The 18,781-nt window shown below is 65.1% G+C and carries 17 protein-coding genes; 11 read left to right on the top strand and 6 right to left on the bottom strand.

Features of this window, described 5'->3' with window-relative positions:
- Positions 1–163: 163 nt before the first annotated feature.
- From QX132_RS10915 to QX132_RS10905, 3 genes are read left to right on the top strand one after another with little or no spacing between them, the layout of a single operon-like run.
- Positions 164–1,165 (top strand): ABC transporter substrate-binding protein, encoded by a 1,002-nt coding sequence (locus tag QX132_RS10915; RefSeq protein ID WP_316161132.1) that lies wholly within the window; start codon positions 164–166, stop codon positions 1,163–1,165.
- 42 nt (positions 1,166–1,207) lie between these two features.
- Positions 1,208–1,981, top strand: a complete 774-nt coding sequence (locus QX132_RS10910; RefSeq protein WP_316161131.1) for an ABC transporter ATP-binding protein — start codon at positions 1,208–1,210, stop codon at positions 1,979–1,981.
- Positions 1,974–2,801: an ABC transporter permease gene (locus QX132_RS10905; protein WP_316161129.1), complete on the top strand. Its 828-nt coding sequence runs from the start codon at positions 1,974–1,976 to the stop codon at positions 2,799–2,801. Before QX132_RS10910 ends, QX132_RS10905 begins: the two co-directional genes overlap by 8 nt.
- 10 nt (positions 2,802–2,811) lie before the next feature.
- On the opposite strand, the gene gtdA is transcribed toward QX132_RS10905, so the two are convergent.
- Positions 2,812–3,849 (bottom strand): gentisate 1,2-dioxygenase, encoded by a 1,038-nt coding sequence (gene gtdA / locus QX132_RS10900; protein WP_316161128.1) that lies wholly within the window; start codon positions 3,847–3,849, stop codon positions 2,812–2,814.
- Positions 3,850–3,949: 100 nt separating this feature from the next.
- Between gtdA and maiA the strand changes: the two genes are divergently transcribed.
- Positions 3,950–4,582 (top strand): maleylacetoacetate isomerase, encoded by a 633-nt coding sequence (gene maiA / locus QX132_RS10895; protein ID WP_315735728.1) that lies wholly within the window; start codon positions 3,950–3,952, stop codon positions 4,580–4,582.
- Positions 4,572–5,081, top strand: a complete 510-nt coding sequence (locus QX132_RS10890) for a MarR family transcriptional regulator (RefSeq protein ID WP_315735076.1) — start codon at positions 4,572–4,574, stop codon at positions 5,079–5,081. The genes maiA and QX132_RS10890 overlap by 11 nt, the downstream gene beginning before the upstream one ends.
- 38 nt (positions 5,082–5,119) lie before the next feature.
- On the opposite strand, the gene QX132_RS10885 is transcribed toward QX132_RS10890, so the two are convergent.
- From QX132_RS10885 to QX132_RS10875, 3 genes are all read right to left on the bottom strand, one after another.
- Positions 5,120–6,733 carry a benzoate-CoA ligase family protein gene (locus QX132_RS10885; protein WP_316161126.1) on the bottom strand — a complete coding sequence of 538 codons (1,614 nt, stop codon included), beginning with the start codon at positions 6,731–6,733 and terminating at the stop codon, positions 5,120–5,122.
- Positions 6,730–7,869: an FAD-dependent monooxygenase gene (locus tag QX132_RS10880; RefSeq protein ID WP_315797322.1), complete on the bottom strand. Its 1,140-nt coding sequence runs from the start codon at positions 7,867–7,869 to the stop codon at positions 6,730–6,732. The genes QX132_RS10885 and QX132_RS10880 overlap by 4 nt, the downstream gene beginning before the upstream one ends.
- A 112-nt stretch (positions 7,870–7,981) precedes the next feature.
- Positions 7,982–8,935 carry a RimK-like protein gene (locus tag QX132_RS10875; protein ID WP_316161124.1) on the bottom strand — a complete coding sequence of 318 codons (954 nt, stop codon included), beginning with the start codon at positions 8,933–8,935 and terminating at the stop codon, positions 7,982–7,984.
- A gap of 287 nt (positions 8,936–9,222) precedes the next feature.
- On the opposite strand from QX132_RS10875, the gene QX132_RS10870 reads away from it, so the two are divergent.
- The 6 genes from QX132_RS10870 to QX132_RS10845 all read left to right on the top strand — a co-directional run bounded on the left by QX132_RS10870 (position 9,223) and on the right by QX132_RS10845 (position 15,327).
- Positions 9,223–9,996, top strand: a complete 774-nt coding sequence (locus tag QX132_RS10870; RefSeq protein WP_316161122.1) for a ferredoxin--NADP reductase — start codon at positions 9,223–9,225, stop codon at positions 9,994–9,996.
- Between the two features lie 210 nt (positions 9,997–10,206).
- Positions 10,207–11,772: an acyl-CoA synthetase gene (locus tag QX132_RS10865; RefSeq protein ID WP_316161121.1), complete on the top strand. Its 1,566-nt coding sequence runs from the start codon at positions 10,207–10,209 to the stop codon at positions 11,770–11,772.
- Positions 11,773–11,988: 216 nt separating this feature from the next.
- Positions 11,989–13,614 carry an FMN-binding glutamate synthase family protein gene (locus tag QX132_RS10860; RefSeq protein WP_315773216.1) on the top strand — a complete coding sequence of 542 codons (1,626 nt, stop codon included), beginning with the start codon at positions 11,989–11,991 and terminating at the stop codon, positions 13,612–13,614.
- A gap of 81 nt (positions 13,615–13,695) precedes the next feature.
- Positions 13,696–14,382, top strand: coding sequence for an RNA polymerase sigma factor (locus QX132_RS10855; RefSeq protein ID WP_316161119.1), 687 nt, complete (start codon positions 13,696–13,698; stop codon positions 14,380–14,382).
- 96 nt (positions 14,383–14,478) lie between these two features.
- Positions 14,479–15,000: a DUF4142 domain-containing protein gene (locus tag QX132_RS10850; protein WP_316161118.1), complete on the top strand. Its 522-nt coding sequence runs from the start codon at positions 14,479–14,481 to the stop codon at positions 14,998–15,000.
- A gap of 9 nt (positions 15,001–15,009) precedes the next feature.
- The gene (locus tag QX132_RS10845; protein WP_316161117.1) at positions 15,010–15,327 is read left to right on the top strand and encodes a cupredoxin family copper-binding protein; all 318 of its coding nucleotides are present in this window, start codon (positions 15,010–15,012) and stop codon (positions 15,325–15,327) included.
- Between the two features lie 11 nt (positions 15,328–15,338).
- Here the strand turns inward: QX132_RS10845 and QX132_RS10840 are convergent, their stop codons facing one another.
- Entirely contained in the window at positions 15,339–16,640 is a 1,302-nt protein-coding gene (locus tag QX132_RS10840; RefSeq protein WP_315775643.1) for a nitrate/sulfonate/bicarbonate ABC transporter ATP-binding protein, read from the bottom strand.
- 15 nt (positions 16,641–16,655) lie between these two features.
- On the bottom strand, positions 16,656–18,389 hold the full coding sequence (locus tag QX132_RS10835; RefSeq protein ID WP_316161116.1) for an ABC transporter permease subunit: 1,734 nt from the start codon (positions 18,387–18,389) through the stop codon (positions 16,656–16,658).
- Positions 18,390–18,781 lie beyond the last annotated feature (392 nt).

Below are 18,781 nucleotides of genomic sequence, written 5' to 3'. Positions count from 1 at the left end.
CGTTACCGTGATGGACGAGCCGGCTTGGAGCAAGACGCCCGTCCTCTGAGGCTGCGATCTCCCGACTCCCGAAAATTTGGCGCGACATCAGGCTCGAAATATTGCAACAAGTCGGCGTCGTCGTTGGGCCGGGTGTGCAGGTCGCCAGATATTGGAGAGTGTGATGTTCCGATGCGTTGGCTTCGTCCTGGGGCTGCTCTGGAGCCTCGTATCGATCAGCACCGCGCTGGCCGACGATGCCAAGCTCCGGATCGGCGTTCTCCGGCTGTCCTCGTCCGCGCCGGTGTTCATCGCGTTGGACAAGGGCTACTTCCGCGAAGCTGGCCTGGACGTCGAGCTGAAGTTTTTCGATGCAGCGCAACCGATCGCCGTGGCGACGGCCACCGGCGACGTCGATGTCGGGGTGACCGCCTTCACCGCAGGACTGTATAACCTCGCAGGCAAGGGCGCGTTGAAGATCATCGCCGGCATGAGCCGTGACCGCCCCGGGTTTCCGCTGATCGGCTACTTCGCCAGCAACAAGGCTTACGAGGCAGGTCTCAAGGCGCCGAAGGATATTGCCGGCAAGCGCGTGGCGATGACCCAGGTCGGGTCGAGCTTTCACTATTCGGTGGGACTGCTGGCCGACAAATACGGCTTCAAGCTCGCCGACGTGAAGATCGTGCCGCTGCAATCGATGTCCAACATGTCGGCGGCAATCAAGGGTGAGACCGTCGACGCGGCGCTGATGCCGGTTTCCGTCGCACGCAAGCTGATGGAGGAGGGCGCCGTCAAGCATCTCGGCTGGGTCGGCGACGAGACGCCGTGGCAGGTCAGCGGCGTGTTCGCGGGGCCGAAAACCTTGGCCAACACCGTGCTGGTCGGCAAGCTGCTGACGTCGCTTCAGCGCGCCGAGCGCGAGTATCATGATGTCGTGCTCGCCTCGGTCAAGGACGGCACTGCCGCGATCGACGGCAAGACCAGGCCATTGCTGGAAATCATCGGCAAGTATACGAACCTACCGGTCGAGCAGGTGGTCGGCAATTGCGCCTATATCGATCCTGACGGCAAGCTCGATGTGAAGAACATCGACAGCCAGATCAAATGGCTGCAGGCGCAGGGGTTCGCGGACCAGGGCTATGATGCGGCCGCGATCATCGCCAAAGACCTTGTGAAGCCGGATTGATGAAGGCGGGCGCAGCGCGGAACTGCAGCGGGATCGCCTGACATGGACCTGATCGCCGAGACCATCAGCCATCGTTTCGACGCGCTCGAAGTGCTCGATGGCGTATCATTCACCGTCGGAGCCGGCGAGGTGGTCGCCGTCGTTGGGCCGTCCGGCTGCGGCAAGAGCACACTGCTGGCGATCCTCGGAGGGTTGTTGCAGCCGAGCAAAGGTCAGGCGCTGCTGCGCGGAGCCCCGCCGCCCGGCAGCCTCAATCCCCTGACGTTCGTGTTCCAGGACTTCGCGCTGCTGCCGTGGGCAAGCGTCGCCGACAATGTTGCCTTTCCGCTCCTCCATACGTCCCTGTCGGCGCAGCAGCGCGCCGTCGCCGTCGACGATGCGTTGCAGCGGACCGGGCTGGCAGACTTCCGGACCGTCTATCCCAAGCAGTTGTCGGGCGGCATGCGCCAGCGGGTCGGCATTGCCCGGGCGCTGGCGGTCCGCCCGGCGATCCTGCTGATGGATGAGCCGTTGTCGGCGCTGGACTCGCAGACCCGCGAGCTGCTGATGGAGGACTTCGTCGATCTGCTCGCCGACGGCACTATGGGCGCGGTCTATGTCACGCATAATCTCGAGGAGGCGGTGCGGCTCGCCGACCGCATCGTCGTGCTGTCGCGTCGTCCTGGCCGCATCCGGAAGGTCGTCAGCGTCCCGGCGACGCGGCGCAGCCGCGGCGATACCGGAGTACGCGCGCAACTGCTGGACCTGCAGAACGAGCTCTGGAGGCTGATCCGGACCGAGGCAATCGATGCCGAGCGCGAGGTTCAGAATGCTTGAACGCTCCCCGGCCGAACCGCCTGAGGTGGTCGGCACGCAGGCCCGGAAGGTGCCGTTCCGGGGCGGCGGCTTCACGCCGGCCGCAAGCCGCTGGGCCGGCTGGCTCGCGCTCGCGGCGGCTCTCGGTCTGTGGCAACTGATCGGCAGCTTCGCCCTGGTCAATCCCTTGTTCCTGCCGACGCCGCTGACGATCCTGCGCGCCCTGTATCGATTGGCCGAAAGTGGCGCGCTCTGGCAGCATGTCTCGGCATCGTTCGTGCGCATCGTATCCGGCTGGGCGCTCGGCACCGCCACCGGCATCGTCGTCGGCTTCTCGATCGGCCTGTGGCGCATTGCGCGCAGCATCGGCATCACTTTCGTCTCGGCGCTGTTTCCGATTCCGAAGATCGCCGTGCTGCCGCTGCTGATTCTTTGGCTCGGCATCGGCGAGCAGCCGAAGATCGCGACCATCGCGCTCGGCGTGTTCTTCTCGACCACGATCTCGGTCTATAGCGGCGTCGATGCGGTGCCGCACAACCTGATCCGCATGGCGCAGAGCTTCGACGTGCCGTTCCCGACCATCGTCCGCCGCGTGATCTGGCCCGGGGCGCTGCCCTCGATCCTCGCTGGTTTCCGCATCACCGCGTCGGTGGCGCTGATGCTGGTGGTCTCGGCGGAGATGATCGGCGCCGAGACCGGCATCGGCACCTTCGTGCTGCAGGCCGGCAATCTGATGCAGACCGATCAGCTGATGGCGGGGATCCTGATCCTGTCGCTGTTCGGCCTCGCCGTCGGCCGGCTGATCAGCATGCTGGAAGCGCGGCTCCTGCGCTGGCGCTGATCCGGCGGTGTCAGGTGTTGCCGCGATCCTCCCGGAACAGGTCGAGCTTCTCCTGCACTGGGCGATCCGAGAACGAGAACAGCACGGCATCCTCGTCCGGCTCATGGCTGACCCATTGCCAGCTCGGAACGACGAACAGATCGCGCGGTCCCCATTCGAAGGTCTGGTCGCCGATGCGGCTGCGGCCCTTGCCTTCGATCGCGGTGAACACGGTCGCGTCGGTCGAGCGATAGCGCGCAGTCTTGAAGCCCTTCGGCAGCAGCTGGATGAAGGTGCCGATCGTCGGCATGGCGAAGTCGCCGGTCTCCGGATTGGAGAATTTCAGCTTCAGCCCGTGGCACGCATCCCATTCCTCGCTTCGCTTGGCGCTCTCCAGCGCCTCCCGCGTGTAGGAATAGGGATAGTTGAAGATCGGCGACGTCCGCGATCTGCGCTTGGCGTCGACCGGCAGCAGGTTGTGGCCATAGCGGGCGAAGCTGTCGCTTGAGGGGCGTGCGACCTTCTGCTGATCCTCCTGCGACCCTTGCGCGAAGGAGGCGTCGAGGAACTGCACCAGGGGAATGTCGAGGCCATCGAGCCAGAACATCGGCTCGGAGGTCTCGTTGCCGTGATCGTGCCAGGTCATCGACGGCGTGATGATGAAGTCGCCCGGCTTCATCAGGGTGCGCTCGCCCTCGACGGTCGTGAAGGCTCCCTTGCCTTCCAGCACGAAGCGCAACGCGGACTGGCTGTGCCGATGGGCGGGTGCAACGTCGCCGGGGATTACCATCTGAATGCCGGCATAGAGCGAGGTGGTGATCTTGGACTGCCCACGCAGGCCCGGATTCTCCAGGATCAGGACTCGCCGCTCGGCCTCCTTCGCCGTGATCAGACGCCCGGCCTCGACCATGTAGTCGCGTATCGCCGCGAACTGCCAAAGATGCGGACGGCAGGCGCTCTTCGGCTCGGGAGTGATGAGATCGCTCATCACGGTCCACAGCGCCGTCATGTTTTCGCCGTCGATCTTCTTGTAGAACGCCTCGCGTTCCGGGGTCGAAACTGCGGCCATGCGCGCCTCCCGATCAGATGTCGTTATTGATTGACAGTATACTGTCAATCACGCTACCGTCAATTGCGACCAGAGCTATCAATTCGGGAGGACTGCCATGATGAAGCTGCACGGCTATTTCCGCAGCAGCGCATCCTATCGCGTGAGGATCGCGCTCAATCTCAAGGGTCTCACGGCCGAGCATCTGCCGCATCATCTCCGCAAGGGCGAGCAGCGCGCGCCCGACTATCTCGCGCTCAACCCGCAGGGCTTCGTCCCGACCCTCGAGGACGACAGCGGCGCCGCGTTGATCCAGTCGCTTGCGATCATCGAATGGCTCGATGAGACCCATCCCGAGCCGCCGCTGCTGCCGAAGGATCCGTTGCGCCGCGCCCAGGTCCGTGCCTTCGCGCAGGTGCTCGCCTGCGACACCCATCCGGTGCAGAACCTGAAGGTGCTGGCGCGGCTGCGTGAGCTCGGCCTGCCCGAGGACAAGGTCACGGCTTGGGCCGGCTGGGCCAACCGCGAGGGGCTCGCTGCGTGCGAAGCGCTGATCAGGCATGAGCCTGGCCCATTCTGCTTCGGCGCGACGCCAACCTTGGCCGATCTCTGCCTGGTGCCGCAGCTTGGCAATGCACGCCGCTTCGGCGTCGATGTCGCAGCGTTCCCGCGCCTGCTGCAGGCCGAAGCCGCGGCGAAGGCGTTGCCGGCTTTCGCCGATGCTGCTCCGGAGCGTCAGCCCGATGCCGAGTAGGCCGCCCGACATCACGATGGACGCAGTCTACACCAAGCCGGGCTATCTGTTCCGGCGGATGCAGCAGATTGCGGTGTCGATCTTCGTCGAGGAGTGCCGGGAGTTCGACCTGACGCCGGTGCAATATGCAGCGCTGGTCGCGATCCAGACGCACCCGGGCATCGATGCCACCAGGTTGTCGGCGGTGATCGCCTTCGACCGTTCGACGCTCGGCAGCGTGATCGAGCGGCTGGAGAGCAAGGGTCATATCGAGCGCAGGCCGTCGGCCGAGGACAAGCGCGTCAAGCTGCTCTATCTGACCAGGACAGGTGGCGCGCTGCTCCGAGCGATCATGCCTGCGGTCGATCGCGCCCAGGCCCGCATGCTGGCGCCGCTGAAGGCCGCGGATCGCAAGATGCTGATGGCGTTGCTGGCGCAGCTCGTCGATCTCAACAACGAGGTCTCGCGGGTGCCGCTGCGTGCCGAGGATGCGCTTGAGCATCTCGGCAAGACCGGCTGATCGCGGAAGTCCGCGGTTGTCGGGCGGAAGGCATAGGCTCACAGCCGCATCACCGCCTGACGGTCGATCTTGCCGGTGCCCGTCTTCGGCAATTCGTCGATGAAGACGATCTCGCGCGGATATTTGTAAGGCAGCAGCTTCGCCTTTACGTAGTCCTGCAGCGCCTTCGTCATTGCCGACGCGTCGTGCGATCGGCCATTGGTCACCACCACGGCCTTCAGGCTCATCCGCCGATCCGATAGCTCATGCGCGAACACGGCGCATTCCCTGATATCGGGATGCTCGGCGAGGCAGAGCTCGACCTCGAGCGGATAGACCCATTGGCCCGAGATCTTGACCAGGTCGTCGGCGCGGCCGCGGAAGAAATGGAAGCCGTCGGCATCGCGCACGAAACGGTCGCCGGTGTAGATCCAGCCGTCGTCGCGGATCGTCTCCGCGGTCTTGTCCGGACGGTTCCAGTAGAGCGGCGTGTTGGAGTCGCCGCGCACCCAGAGAATGCCCTCTTCGCCGGTGGCGACCTCGCGTCCTTCGCCGTCGCGCAGCGCGATCTCGTAGCCGGGAACGCGCAGTCCGGCGGCGCCGAGCTTCTTGCGGTCCTCGCGGTTCGAGAGATAGACGTGAAGAACCTCGGTCGAGCCGAGACCTTCGACGATCTCCAGGCCGGTCAGGCTCTTCCAGCCGTTGAAGACCTCGGCCGAGAGCACCTCGGCCGCGGAGACCGCGAGCCGCAGTGACGAGAAGTCCGCCTCCTTCGCACCCTCAGCCTTGGTGAGCGCGGTGTAGAGCGTCGGCAGGCCGAAGAACACGGTCGGACGGAAGCGGCTGATCGCATCGAAGATGGCGGCGGGCTTCGGCTGGCCCGGCAGCAGCAGCGTCGTCGCTCCGGCCGAGAATGGAAAGGTGATCGCATTGCCGAAGCCGTAGGCGAAGAAGATCTTGGGCACCGAGAAGCAGACGTCGTCCGGCTTCAGCCGCAGCACGTTGCGGGCGAACGCCTGCTCGCTATAGGCCATGTCGTGCTGCAGATGGACGATGCCCTTGGGACGTCCGGTCGAGCCGGACGAATACATCCAGAACGCCATCTCATCGCGGTGCGTGTCGGCCTCTGGCAGCTGATCGGTGAAGCCTGGCAGCCACGCATCGACCGCGACCGTCGTTGCGGCGGCGGTAGCCGGCACCTCGCCATTGACGACAACCAGCGTCTGCAGTGCGGTATCGGCACAAGCCTGCGCGTCGAATCGTGCCGCAAACTCGGCATCGGCGACCGCGACCTTGGCGCCGGAATCAGCGAGATAGAATTGCAGCAGATCCGGCGGCGTCAATGTGTTGATCAGCAGCGGCACGAAGCCGGCGCGCACTGCGCCGAAGAACGCGGCCGGATAGGCCGGTGTATCGTCTAGGAACAGCAGGACACGGTCGCCGCGGCTGAGCCCGAGCGAGGTGAAACCGTTACCCCAGCGGCAGGCCTCGGCACACAGCTCGGCATAGCTGCGCTGACCGGCCGGGCCGATCAGCGCGGGCTTGTCCGCGTTGCCCTTTGCGAGATTGTCGAACAGCACGCGGCCGGCATTGTAGCGGGCGGGAATCGCGAAGCCGATCTCACGCGCGCCGGCGCTGTCGCGCGGAACGTGGTCGGCGATCTCTCGCGTCATACGCGTGCTCCCGTGTTCCGAGATGCCTCGTAGCGGGCCATGAACTGCGGGGCCATGGCTCGCAGCCGCGTGTCGTCGATGCGGCCGGACCGGGTGATATAGCTGTAGGCAAATTCCATCAGGCCGAGCGTCATGTGCGCCGAGAAGGACTCGTACCACTCGGCGCTGGTCCGGGCCGCCGCCACCAGCTTCTTCACGATCGGCTGCCGCTCGGCCTGATAGCGGGCGAGGCCGTCCGAGAGGCTGGTCTCCGCATCGAGCGCCTTGGCGAGCGCGATCGCATCCTCGATCGCCAGCCGCGTCCCGGAGCCGATCGAGAAGTGGGCGGTATGCAGCGCGTCGCCGATCAACACCATGTTCCGGTGCCACCAGTGCTCATTCCAGACCCAGGGAAAATTGCGCCATACCGATCGGTTGGAGACCAGCGCGTGGCCATCGAGCGTGGCGGCGAACACCTGCTCGCAGACGCGCCGGGATTCATCGACCGACATCTCGGCGAAGCCATAGGCGTGCCACGTGGCGCGATCGCATTCCACAAGGAACGTGCTCATGTCCGGCGCATAGCGATAATGGTGCGCGTTGAAGCTGCCGCGGTCGGTCGCGACGAAGGTCTGCGACAGCGTGGCAAAGGTCTTCGACGTGCCGTACCAGGCGAACTTGTTGCTGGAGTAGGAGACGGAGAAGCCGAAATCGCCTTCGAAGCTGCGGCGAACCAGCGAGTTCAGTCCGTCGGCAGCGACGATGAGGTCGTAGCCTGCGAGCTGATCCAGCGACTGGATGATCGTGCCGTAACGGGCCACGACGCCGACGCTTTCGGTGCGCGCCTGCAGCAGCTTCAAGAGTTCGAGCCGGCCGATCGCAGAGAAGCCGACGCCGTCGATCTCGACGTTCTCGCCACGCAGATTGAGCGTGATGTTGCGCCAGCTCTCCATGCACGGCGCGATCGCATCCACGGTGTCGGGATCGTCGGCACGCAGGAATTCGAGCGCCTGGTCGGAGAACACGACGCCAAAGCCCCAGGTCGCCCCGGCCGGGTTCTGCTCGAACAGATCGACCACGGCGGCGGGGTGCCGCTTCTTCCAGAGATAGGCGAAATACAGCCCGCCAGGGCCGCCGCCGAGCACGGCGATGCGCAAGGGCGTCCTCCACATTGACAGTATACTGTTTAGTTTGGATCGGAGACTAATCCCTCATTTCGATCGAGGCCAGGGAAATCTTATTGCTGAAGATCGAGCCGGCGGCCGCAGGTCACCCCGACGGGCTTCTGCCAAAGATCGCGTCGAGTGCGGCGATATAGGTGCTTTCGACCAGCTCCGGCACGTGCCGGCCGAGCGCCTCCATCTTCACGCCCGAATTGATTTCGAGCACCTGCCAGCGCCCATCGGCCAGCACGAGGTCGACCGATGCGTAGCGGATGCCGATGACGCGTGCCGCCGCGGTCGCGAGCGCGGCACAGAGGTCCCGCTGCGCGCCTGGTTCGAGCAGCTCGGGGTGAGCTCCGAACTCGAGATTGTGCCGCCAGCTCAGCAGGCGCTGCTCGCCGCGCGGCACGATCGCGCGCAAGGCCGACGCGTCGAATTCCCCATCGAGGCGCCGCAGGAGCTGTGCGTGCCCCGTGGCCGGAGTCGCCGCCAGCGCGAGATCGAGCAGCGGCTGCACGCCGTCGCCGGTCACGGTGGGGCGCTGCTTGCGGTAGACGATCATGGACGCGTCATCGAGCTGCACGACACGGACTTCGTCGACGATGTCCATGAGCGGTGCGATCGCAACGTTCGCGCCGGTCCCGAAGATGCGGTTCGCTGCGCGCAGCAGTTCATCCTTTCCCGTGACGCGGACCACCATCCGTCCAGAGGTACCCTCGTTGGGCTTGACCACCAGCCCGCGCGGATACGTTTCCAGCAGCGCCAGCGCGGCCTCGGCCGTCTGCCCGGGCTGGCCGCTAAGGGCCGGAGCAAGAAAGAACGCGTGTGGAACCGCGGCAATCCCGTCGGCTCTCAGCAGCGCCGAGGTCGCCGCTTTGTCACAGGCCAGTCTGTGCGCCACCGCACTGTTCAGGCCGAGATCATAGCCGAAGATCAGGTGACGCCGGTTGGCATCCTCGAGCACCAGCAGCCAGCCGTCCTCCCGCACGTCGAGCGCGATGCCTCGTTCGACGCAGTAGCGGGTGATGGCGGCGAGCTGGGTCTGCGGATGGTTAATCATTGCTCAAGGATTGGGCCAGGATGCGGAATTAAAGTGCTGGAAAATTGGAATCTCGGCAAGTAAATTACCCTTATCGTTTGTGTACGAACGAACGGCCGATCGAGGCGAATCCGGGCATCAGCCGGCATGCATTTGATCGTGATCAATGGTGCGTCCATGCGGGTTGATTATTCGCTGTTTTCACGTACATCAGGCGCCGAAATCGCTGGATCTATAGGGTTTTTGCGGTCCTGCCTCCGTCACGACTTGTTTCTTCCAACTTCAGCCCACGTGAAAAAACAAACGACATGAGCGCGTTCTATAAAGAGAAAGTTCTTTCCGTTCACCACTGGACGGACACCCTGTTCTCCTTCCGAGCCACCCGCGATGCGGGCTTCCGCTTCCAAAATGGTCAGTTCGCGATGATCGGCCTCGAGGTCGAGGGCCGCCCGCTGCTGCGTGCCTACAGCATGGCCAGCGCCAATCACGAGGAGGAACTGGAGTTCTTCAGCATCAAGGTGCAGGACGGCCCGCTGACCTCCCGGCTGCAGCAGATCAAGGAAGGCGACACCATCCTGGTCGGCCGCAAGGCGACCGGCACGCTGATCCCCGACAATTTGCTGCCCGGCAGCCGGCTGCTGCTGCTGTCGACCGGCACCGGCCTTGCCCCGTTCGCCAGCCTGATCAAGGACCCCGACGTCTACGAGCGGTTCGAGAGCATCGTGCTGGTCCATGGCTGCCGCCAGGTCGCTGAGCTCGCCTATGGCGAGAGCGTCGTCGCGAAGCTGCGCGAGGATGAGCTGTTCGGGCCGCTGCTCGACGGCAAGCTGCAGTATTATCCGACCGTCACCCGCGAGCCGTTCCGTAACCGCGGCCGCATCACCGACCTGATCTCGTCGCAGCAGTTCTTCAACGATATCGGCCAGCATGAGCTCGACATCGCCAAGGACCGCATCATGATGTGCGGCAGCCCGGCGATGCTGGAGGAGCTCAAGACCATGTTCGAGTCGCGAGGCTTCCTCGAAGGCAGCGGCAACCAGCCCGGACACTTCGTGATCGAGAAGGCCTTCGTCGAGCGCTGAGCCGCCGACCCTTCGTTTGCGACTTTTCTGAAAGAGCGCCTCGACGCAATCGGGGCGCTCTTTTCGTTGGCAATATCCTCCTTGCGCGCGTCCGAGCGGCCGTGCGATTTTCGGCGCCAAGACCGGGCCTTCAGACGTCCGGCGCGAAACAGGGAGGGGACTTGGATTGCCCGCGTGGCGGCCATCCCCGTGATGACAGAGGGGATGAGCATGGATTCCATCGTACGGCGACAGACGCTCGGTGATCTCCTGCGGCGGAGCGCGGCGCGGACACCGACCAAGACGGCCGTGATCTGCGGCGAGATCAGCTGGACCTACGCCGAGTTCAACGCCATCGTCGACCGCCTCGCGGCCGGCCTCGCCGCCCAGGGGGTCGGCAAGGGCGAGCGCGTCGCGATCCTCGCGCGCAACTCGCATACCTTTGCCGCCCTGCGCTTCGCGCTGGCGCGGCTCGGCGCCGTGCTGGTGCCGATCAACTTCATGCTGAAGCCGGAGGAGGTCGCCTACATCCTCAATCACGCCGGGGCGCGGCTGCTCGCGACCGACAGCGGCTTCGCCGGCGTGGCGCGCGCCGCCAAGGCACTGGTGCCGGCGGTCGAGCAGCTGATCTGGCTGCCGTCGGAGGGCGCGAGCGAACGGCAGGGCGACATGATCGATTTTGCCGAGCTTGCGGCCTCGACGGCGCAAGTGCCCGCGGTCGAGATTGCAGGCAGCGACGTGGCGCAGATCGTCTACACCTCGGGCACGGAGTCGCTGCCGAAGGGCGCAATGCTGACCCATGATGCCGTGATCTGGCAGTATGTCAGCTGCATCGTCGACGCCGGCATCGCGGCCGAGGACGTCACCTTGCACGCGCTGCCGCTGTATCATTGCGCGCAGCTCGACGTGTTCTTCGGACCGTCGATCTATGTCGGCGCCACCAACATCATCACGGCGTTTCCGACGCCCGATAATCTGCTGCCGCTGATCGCGAAATATCGCATCACCTCGTTCTTCGCGCCGCCGACGGTGTGGATCTCGATCCTGCGCTCGCCGCTGTTCGAGACCACCGACGTGTCGACTTTGCGCAAGGGCTATTACGGCGCGTCGATCATGCCGGTCGAGGTGCTGCGCGAGCTGGCGCAGCGGCTGCCCAAGGTGCGGCTGTGGAATCTGTACGGCCAGACCGAGATCGCGCCGCTGGCGACGATGTTGGGACCCGATGATCAGTTGCGCAAGCCGGGGTCTTGCGGCCGCGCCGTGCTCAATGTCGAGACCCGCGTTGTCGACGATGAGATGAACGACGTCGCGCCGGGCCTGGTCGGCGAGGTCGTGCACCGCTCGCCGCATCTGATGCTCGGCTACTTCCACGATGACGAGCGCACCGCCGCGGCCTTCCAGGGCGACTGGTTTCACTCCGGCGATCTCGCGACCATCGACGAGGAGGGCTACATCACCATCGTCGATCGCAAGAAGGACATGATTAAGACTGGTGGTGAGAACGTCGCCAGCCGCGAGGTCGAGGAGGCGCTCTATCTGATCCCGGAAGTGTCGGAGGTCGCCGTCATCGGCCTGCCGCATCCGCGCTGGGTTGAGGCGGTCGTGGCAATGGTCGTGGTCAAGTCCGGCTGCGAGCTGACCGAGGAGGCGGTGCTGAAGCAGGCGTCGAGCCGGCTCGCCACCTTCAAGACACCGAAGCGGATCGTGTTCGTCGATGCGCTGCCCAAGAACCCCAGCGGCAAGCTGCTGAAGCGGCAGCTGCGCGAAGCGCATTCGGGGTTGTTCGCGCAGGGGTAAGCGGCTGCCGTCTTCGAACAGTGCATATCGGCGCCGGGAGTCTCGGAGGCCCGCCCGGCGCTGCGGCTCGATCTCGCAGCGCGGCAGTCGACAGAAGGCGGCTATCGACGTTGTGATATCATCGATGGCCGATTGCGCGCGCTTGTGTAACGATTGCTTCGCGATACGCGTAGTATGGTGACACCAGACCTTCCACGAGCCGCCTCGAGGCCTCCCATGGATACGCTGCTGCTCCCGTTTTCGCCGCGCTTCATCGTGCTGACGATCTGCGCCACGGCGACCGCCCTGCTGCTGATCCTCGGCATCTACGACCGCAAAATCTTCGATCTCGTCCTCATCCCACTCTTGATCTTCGGCGCGCTGACCTTGCTCGGCGTCCGCGATCTCATGCAGAAGAGCCACGCGGTGTTGCGCAACTACCCGATCGCGGCGCATCTGCGTTTCCTGCTCGAGGAGATGCGGCCGGAGATGCGGCAGTATTTCTTCGAGAGCGAGAAGGACGGCATGCCGTTCTCGCGCGACACCCGTGCGGTGGTCTATCAGCGCGCCAAGATGGTGCTCGACAAGCGCCCGTTCGGCACCCAGGAGGATGTCTACCGCGAGGGCTATGAATGGATGCACCATTCGATATCGCCCAAGCCGCGTGCGGAGGAAAAATACCGCATCTCCATCGGCGGCCCCGATTGTGCAAAGCCCTATTCGGCCTCGGTGTTCAACATCTCGGCCATGAGTTTCGGGGCGCTGAGCCCGAATGCGGTGCGCGCGCTCAACGGTGGCGCCAAGCGCGGCGGCTTCGCGCACGACACCGGCGAGGGCGGCTTCAGCCCGTACCATGCCGAGATGGGCGGCGACATCATCTGGGAGATCGGCTCCGGCTATTTCGGCTGCCGCCGCCATGACGGCACGTTCGACGCCGACGCGTTCGCGCGGGTCGCAGCCACCGAGCAGATCAAGATGGTCGAGCTCAAGATCAGCCAGGGCGCCAAGCCTGGCCACGGCGGCGTGCTGCCGGCTGCCAAAGTGTCCGAGGAGATCTCTAAGATCCGCGGCGTCGCGATGGGCGAGGACTGCATCTCGCCGGCGGCGCACCGCGCGTTCTCGACGCCGATCGGCATGATGCAGTTCATCGGCGAGATGCGCCGGCTGTCGGGCGGCAAGCCCGCGGGCTTCAAGCTGTGCATCGGCCATCCCTGGGAATTCCTGGCGATCTGCAAGGCGATGCAGGAGACCGGCATCTATCCCGACTTCATCGTCGTCGACGGCAATGAAGGCGGCACCGGTGCGGCGCCGCTCGAGTTCATGGACCATCTGGGCATGCCGATGCGCGAGGGCGTCAACTTCGTGCATAACGCGCTGGTCGGGATGAACATCCGCGACCGGATCAAGATCGGCGCCGCCGGCAAGATCGCCACCGCCTTCGACATGGCCCGCGCAATGTCGATTGGGGCCGACTGGTGCAACTCGGCGCGCGGGTTCATGTTCGCGCTCGGCTGCATCCAGTCCTTGAGTTGCCACACCGACCGCTGCCCGACCGGCGTTGCGACGCAGGATCCGACGCGCGCTCGCGCGCTGGTCGTTCCGCACAAGATCGATCGCGTCTACAACTATCATCACGCGACCCTGCATGCGCTGGCCGAGCTGCTCGCTGCCGCCGGCCTGGAACATCCGCAGGACCTGCGTCCCATCCACTTCTCACAGCGGACGTCGACCACCGAGGTCTCCTCCTTCGCAAAACTCTATCCGGCGCTGCGGCCGGGTGAGCTGCTCGAGGGTACGCAGGACATCCGCTTCCGTGATGCCTGGGCGCTGGCGCGGCCTGATACGTTCGCGGCGGTGCAGTGAAGCGCCTCGCGCAATCTTTTTTAGGAACCTCCGGGCTCGAATTCCATCTAAGCCATGCGTGCTCAGTTGGGATGATCGACAATGCCTTGGACCATAGCGACCACACTCTCTGCGGCGACGACCGCCGAGGATGACTTGATCCGACGGGTAAAAGCCCGCGACGAGGCGGCCATTCGGGCCATCCTGCAGGCCAACAACCGCCGCCTGTTCCGGATCGCCCGTGGCATCCTGCGCAATGACAGCGAGGCGGAGGACGTCGTGCAGGAAACCTATGTCCGCGCACTCACCCATCTGGACGAGTTTCGCGGCCAGTCCAGCCTGTCGACGTGGCTGGTTCGCATCGCGATGAACGAAGCGATGGGGCGGCTGCGCGGACAGCGACCGGCATTGCAACTGGATGCGGAGCGAGGGAACAAACCTGGGGCCGAGGTGATCCAATTTCCCGCCACGTCGAGCGATCCGGAGAAGTCTGTGGCACAGCGCCAGGTCCAGGCCGTCGTCGAGCGGGCCATCGATGAACTGTCCGAGCCGTTTCGCCTCGTGTTCATCGCCCGCGTGATCGAGGAGATGAGCATCGACGAGACCGCGGACTTGCTGGGGTTGAAGCCCGAGACCGTCAAGACGCGCCTGCATCGCGCCCGCGGCATGTTGCGCGAGAACGTCGAAAAAGAGATCGGCCCCGTCCTTATGGACGCGTTTCCCTTCGCTGGCGCGCGTTGCGAGCGGCTGACGGATGCCGTGCTTGAGCGTCTGGCACGTCCGAGCTGAAGATTCTTGGGAACGTCGGCTCCCGTTTTTCATCCAATCCCTGTGCAGCCATTCATCCGCCGGCCACGAGGTCCGGCGGCACAGGAGATGAGAGCCATGTTCAAGCATATCGGCACGATGGTCGTCGTGCTCTGCCTCACGAGCAGTGTCGCGCTGTCGCAGGGCGCCAAGCTCAACGATCCGCAGATCGCCCATATCGCCTACACTGCGGGCGAAATCGACATCAAGGCGGCGAAGCAGGCGTTGGACAAGTCCAGCAGCAAGGAGGTCAAGGAGTTCGCCCAAGGCATGGTGCGCGACCACGAGGCGGTCAACAAACAGGCCCTCGCGCTCGTCAAGAAGCTGAAGGTCACGCCTGAGGACAACGACACCAGCCGCGCGCTGTCGAAGCAGGCGAGCGAGAAGCTCGACGAACTCGGCAAACTCAAGGGCGCCGCGTTCGACAAGGCCTACATCGCCAACGAGGTCGTCTACCACAAGACGGTGAATGGCGCGCTGGAAACGCAGCTCATTCCATCGGCGAGCAATTCCGAGCTGAAGGAGCTGCTGCAGACCGGCCTCAAGCTGTTTCAGGGGCACGAGCAGCACGCCGAGCATGTCGCGGCGGATCTGAAGTAGGATCAGCCGATGCTGTCGGGACGTCTCGCCTTCCTGAGTGTGGTCGTGCTTGCCGCGGTGAGCGTTCTGGCGCGCGCGGCCACGATCCGGATTACGATAGACAAGCTCGCGTTTTCGCCGGCCGTGGTTTCGACCAGGGTCGGCGACACCGTCGAATGGGTCAACAAGGATGCGCTGGCTCATACGGCCACGGCGCGGGATGGCGCCTTCGATGTCACTTTGCCGCCGAGCAAGACGGTGAGCTCGGTCCTCAAGAAGGCGGGTACGCTCGACTACTACTGCCGCTTTCACCCGAACATGAAAGCGACCCTCACGATCGCGCCGTGACGCCGTTGGCCTCAATGCGGGTTCTCCAGGCTGAAGGTTTCGGACTGCTCGTCATAGGCGAACAGCTCGGCATAGCGGCCCCATGACACGATGGTGTGCAGCGTCTCGTCGGCATAGTGCTCGGACATGTAGTCCTCGAGCTCGATGCGGAAGCGCGCCGCTGGTGCTGCGTGCGCGGGGCGGTCGTCGAGCACGCGGCGGATCAGCCCCATCAGCGGCACGTTCTCCATCAAATGCTGCGCGAACAGCTTCTTGCGTTCGTCGGTATCGAGATGGGCGAACCGCCGTCCGGCCTCGGTCAAGGTCAGATCGCCTTCGCTGAGCTGGGCGAAGCGCAAGAGCTGCAGCGCCTCGGCCAACGGAAAGATCTCGTCGACCTCGAGCTGCAGATGGCCCGCCAGCACCGGCAGGTCGGCATGCCCATTATAGGGTTCGCCGGCAAGCGTCTCGACCAGGCCGGAGATCGAGTTCGAGGACACGTGGCTCAGCACCATGCCGACGCCGGCGCTCGCGGTGCTCGGCAGCTTCGGCTCGGGCCGCTGCGTCATGCGCGCGTAGAGGCTGTCGACCAATTGGCGGAACGCCGCATCGAGCCGGTTGCGCGGATGCGGCAGGTCGACCTTGAACTCGGCGGCGACGCGGCCGGGATTGGAGGAGAACACCAGGATGCGGTCGCACATCAGCACCGCTTCCTCGATGTTGTGCGTCACCATCAGCACCGATTTGATCGGCAGCCGGCCGTCGGTCCAGAGATCGATGAGGTCGGTACGGAGTGTTTCGGCGGTCAGCACGTCCAGCGCCGAGAACGGCTCGTCCATCAGCAGGAGGTCGGGATGCACCACCAGCGCGCGGGCGAAGCCGACGCGCTGGCGCATGCCGCCCGACAGCTCCTTTGGAAAAGCGGATTCGAAGCCGTCGAGGCCGATCAGATCGATCGCCGCGAGCGCGCGCTTGCGCCGCTCAGCGGCCTCGATGCCGAGCGCCTCCAGGCCGAGCTCGACGTTCTGCAGCACGGTGAGCCAGGGAAACAGGGCGAACGACTGAAACACCATGGCGACGCCGCGCGGGGGGCCGGCGATGATCTCGCCGCGGCAGCGCGCTTCGCCGGAGGAGGGCGACACCAGGCCGGCGATGATCCGCAGCAAGGTCGATTTGCCGGAGCCGGAGCGTCCGAGCAGGCCGACGATCTCGCCGGCGCGGATCGTGAGGTCGACCTTCTCGAGCACCACGAGATCCTCGCCGCTGCCCTTCGGAAACAGCCGGCTCACGCTCTTGATCTCGATCAGCGATGTGTCTTTGACCTGGTCGCGCATGACAAATTCTCCCGGTCAGCCCAGCCGCAGCCGGCGTTCGCCGAAGGCGTAGAGCGGCCGCCACAGCAGCCGGTTGAACAGAGTGACGAGAATGCACATCACGGCAATGCCGAGCACGACGCGGGGGAAGTCACCACGCTCCGTGGCCGCGGCGATGTAGGCGCCGAGGCCGCTCGCGGTGAGATGGGTATCGCCCCAACTCGCGACCTCGGCGACAATCGCCGCGTTCCACGAGCCGCCGGAGGCGGTGATGGCGCCGGTGATGTAGTAGGGGAAGACGCCGGGCAGCACGACCTTGAACCACCAGCGCCAGCCGGTCAGCTGCAGGCTCGCGGCAGCCTCGCGCAGGTCGGTCGGGAAGGCGCTGGCGCCGGCGATGACGTTGAACAGGATGTACCACTGCGTGCCCAGGATCATCAGCGGGCTCAGCCAGACATTGGCGTCGAGGCCGTAGCGCACGATCAGCACGACGAACACCGGGAAGGCGAGGTTGGCCGGGAATGCGGCGAGGAATTGCGCCAGCGGCTGCATCCGTTCGGCGAGCTTCGGCCGCAGCCCGATCCAGACGCCGACGGGGACCCAGATCAGCGACGCCAGCGCGATCAGCACCACCACCCGCACCAGCGTGATCAGGCCGTAGCCGATCGCGCTGAGGACATCGGACGGTGCCAAGGTCGCCGAGAGATAGAGGGTGGTCTTCCAACCGGCATAGGCGCAGCCGAGGACGACCACTGCAAGCCAGAGACCGTCGACGAGCTGCGAGGGCGGCGCATGGCGGACAGGGCCGCTCCAGGCGTTCGGCCAGTTGATCCGCAGGTTCGAGAAGGTGCGGTTCAGCGCGGCGAAAGGCACGGACAGCCTGCGCAGCGCGCGGGTGCGCCGGAACAGATCGAGCATCCAGGAGGTCGGCGGATTGCCGGAGGCGGTCTGCTCGAAGCGGAACTTGTCGGCCCAGGCCACGATCGGACGGAATAGCAGCTGGTCATAGGCGGTGATCACCAGCAGCATCGTCAGCAGCGCGGCGGCAATTGCCGTGAGATCCTTCTGCTGGATTGCGAGTGCGACGTAGGAGCCGATGCCCGGCAGGGTGACCGTGGTGTTGCCGACCGTGATCGCCTCCGACGCCACGACGAAGAACCAGCCGCCGGACATCGACATCATCGCATTCCAGATCAGGCCGGGCATCGCGAAGGGCACGTCGAGCCGCCAGAAGCGCTGCCAGCCGGAGAGGTGGAAGCTGCGCGTCGCGTCCTCCAGATCCTTCGGCACGTTGCGCATCGACTGGTACATGCTGAAGGTCATGTTCCAGGCCTGGCTGGTGAAGATCGCGAACACGCAGGCGAGCTCGGCACCGAGCACCTTGCCGGGGAACAGGTTCATGAAGAACACGACGGTGAACGTCAGGAAGCCCAGGATCGGCACCGACTGCAGGATGTCGAGCAGCGGGATCAGCACGATCTCGGCGCGCCGGCTCTTGGCCGCCAGCGCGGCGTAGACGAAGGTGAACACCAGCGAGCAGGTGATTGCGAGCAGCATGCGCAAGGTGGTGCGCAGCGCGTAGAGCGGCAGGTTGGACGGATCGAGCGAGACCGGCGCCGTGTCCAGCGCCGACAGCGGCAGCGTGGTCTGCTCGCCGCCATAGACGATCAGCACCATGGCGCCGACCACGATGATCAGCGCGACCACGTCCCAGACGTTGGGACGGACGGCGTCGCGGAGCACGGTTGTCCGGAGGTCCTGAAGCATCATCCGCGTGTCTCGTCTCGTCGTCCGCAGCCGACGGCTCCGGACGTCTCCTTGTCATGGCGCTGAGGGCTGGTTCGCGCCGGCGGGGCTGCCGGCCAAATCCGCACCCTAAGTGCCCTCTGTGATGGTTTGATTTCAAGCGGCGTCTGCCGGGATCCGGCCCCGTGGTCCGGCCTATCAAAGGATACGCAGGCCGCGTCTTCACGTTCCCGCGACATCGGATGTCCGGGGTGTGCTGGTCCGTCGGCCCTCGTTGAGCGTGAGGGCGCAGGGAAGGCCGGGCCTCGACTGAGGCCCGTGGCCCGCCTGCGGAAAAAGTGCAGGCGGCAGGTACCACAGATCCTATGGGGCGGCGGGTGGTCAAGAAGGGTTAGGATTGGATTTCCGAACCATCC

Source organism: Bradyrhizobium sp. SZCCHNRI20481 (assembly GCF_032485055.1).
Lineage (GTDB): Bacteria > Pseudomonadota > Alphaproteobacteria > Rhizobiales > Xanthobacteraceae > Bradyrhizobium.
Note: the sequence above shows the minus strand (reverse complement) of the source record. Positions and strands in the feature narration are given on the sequence as shown.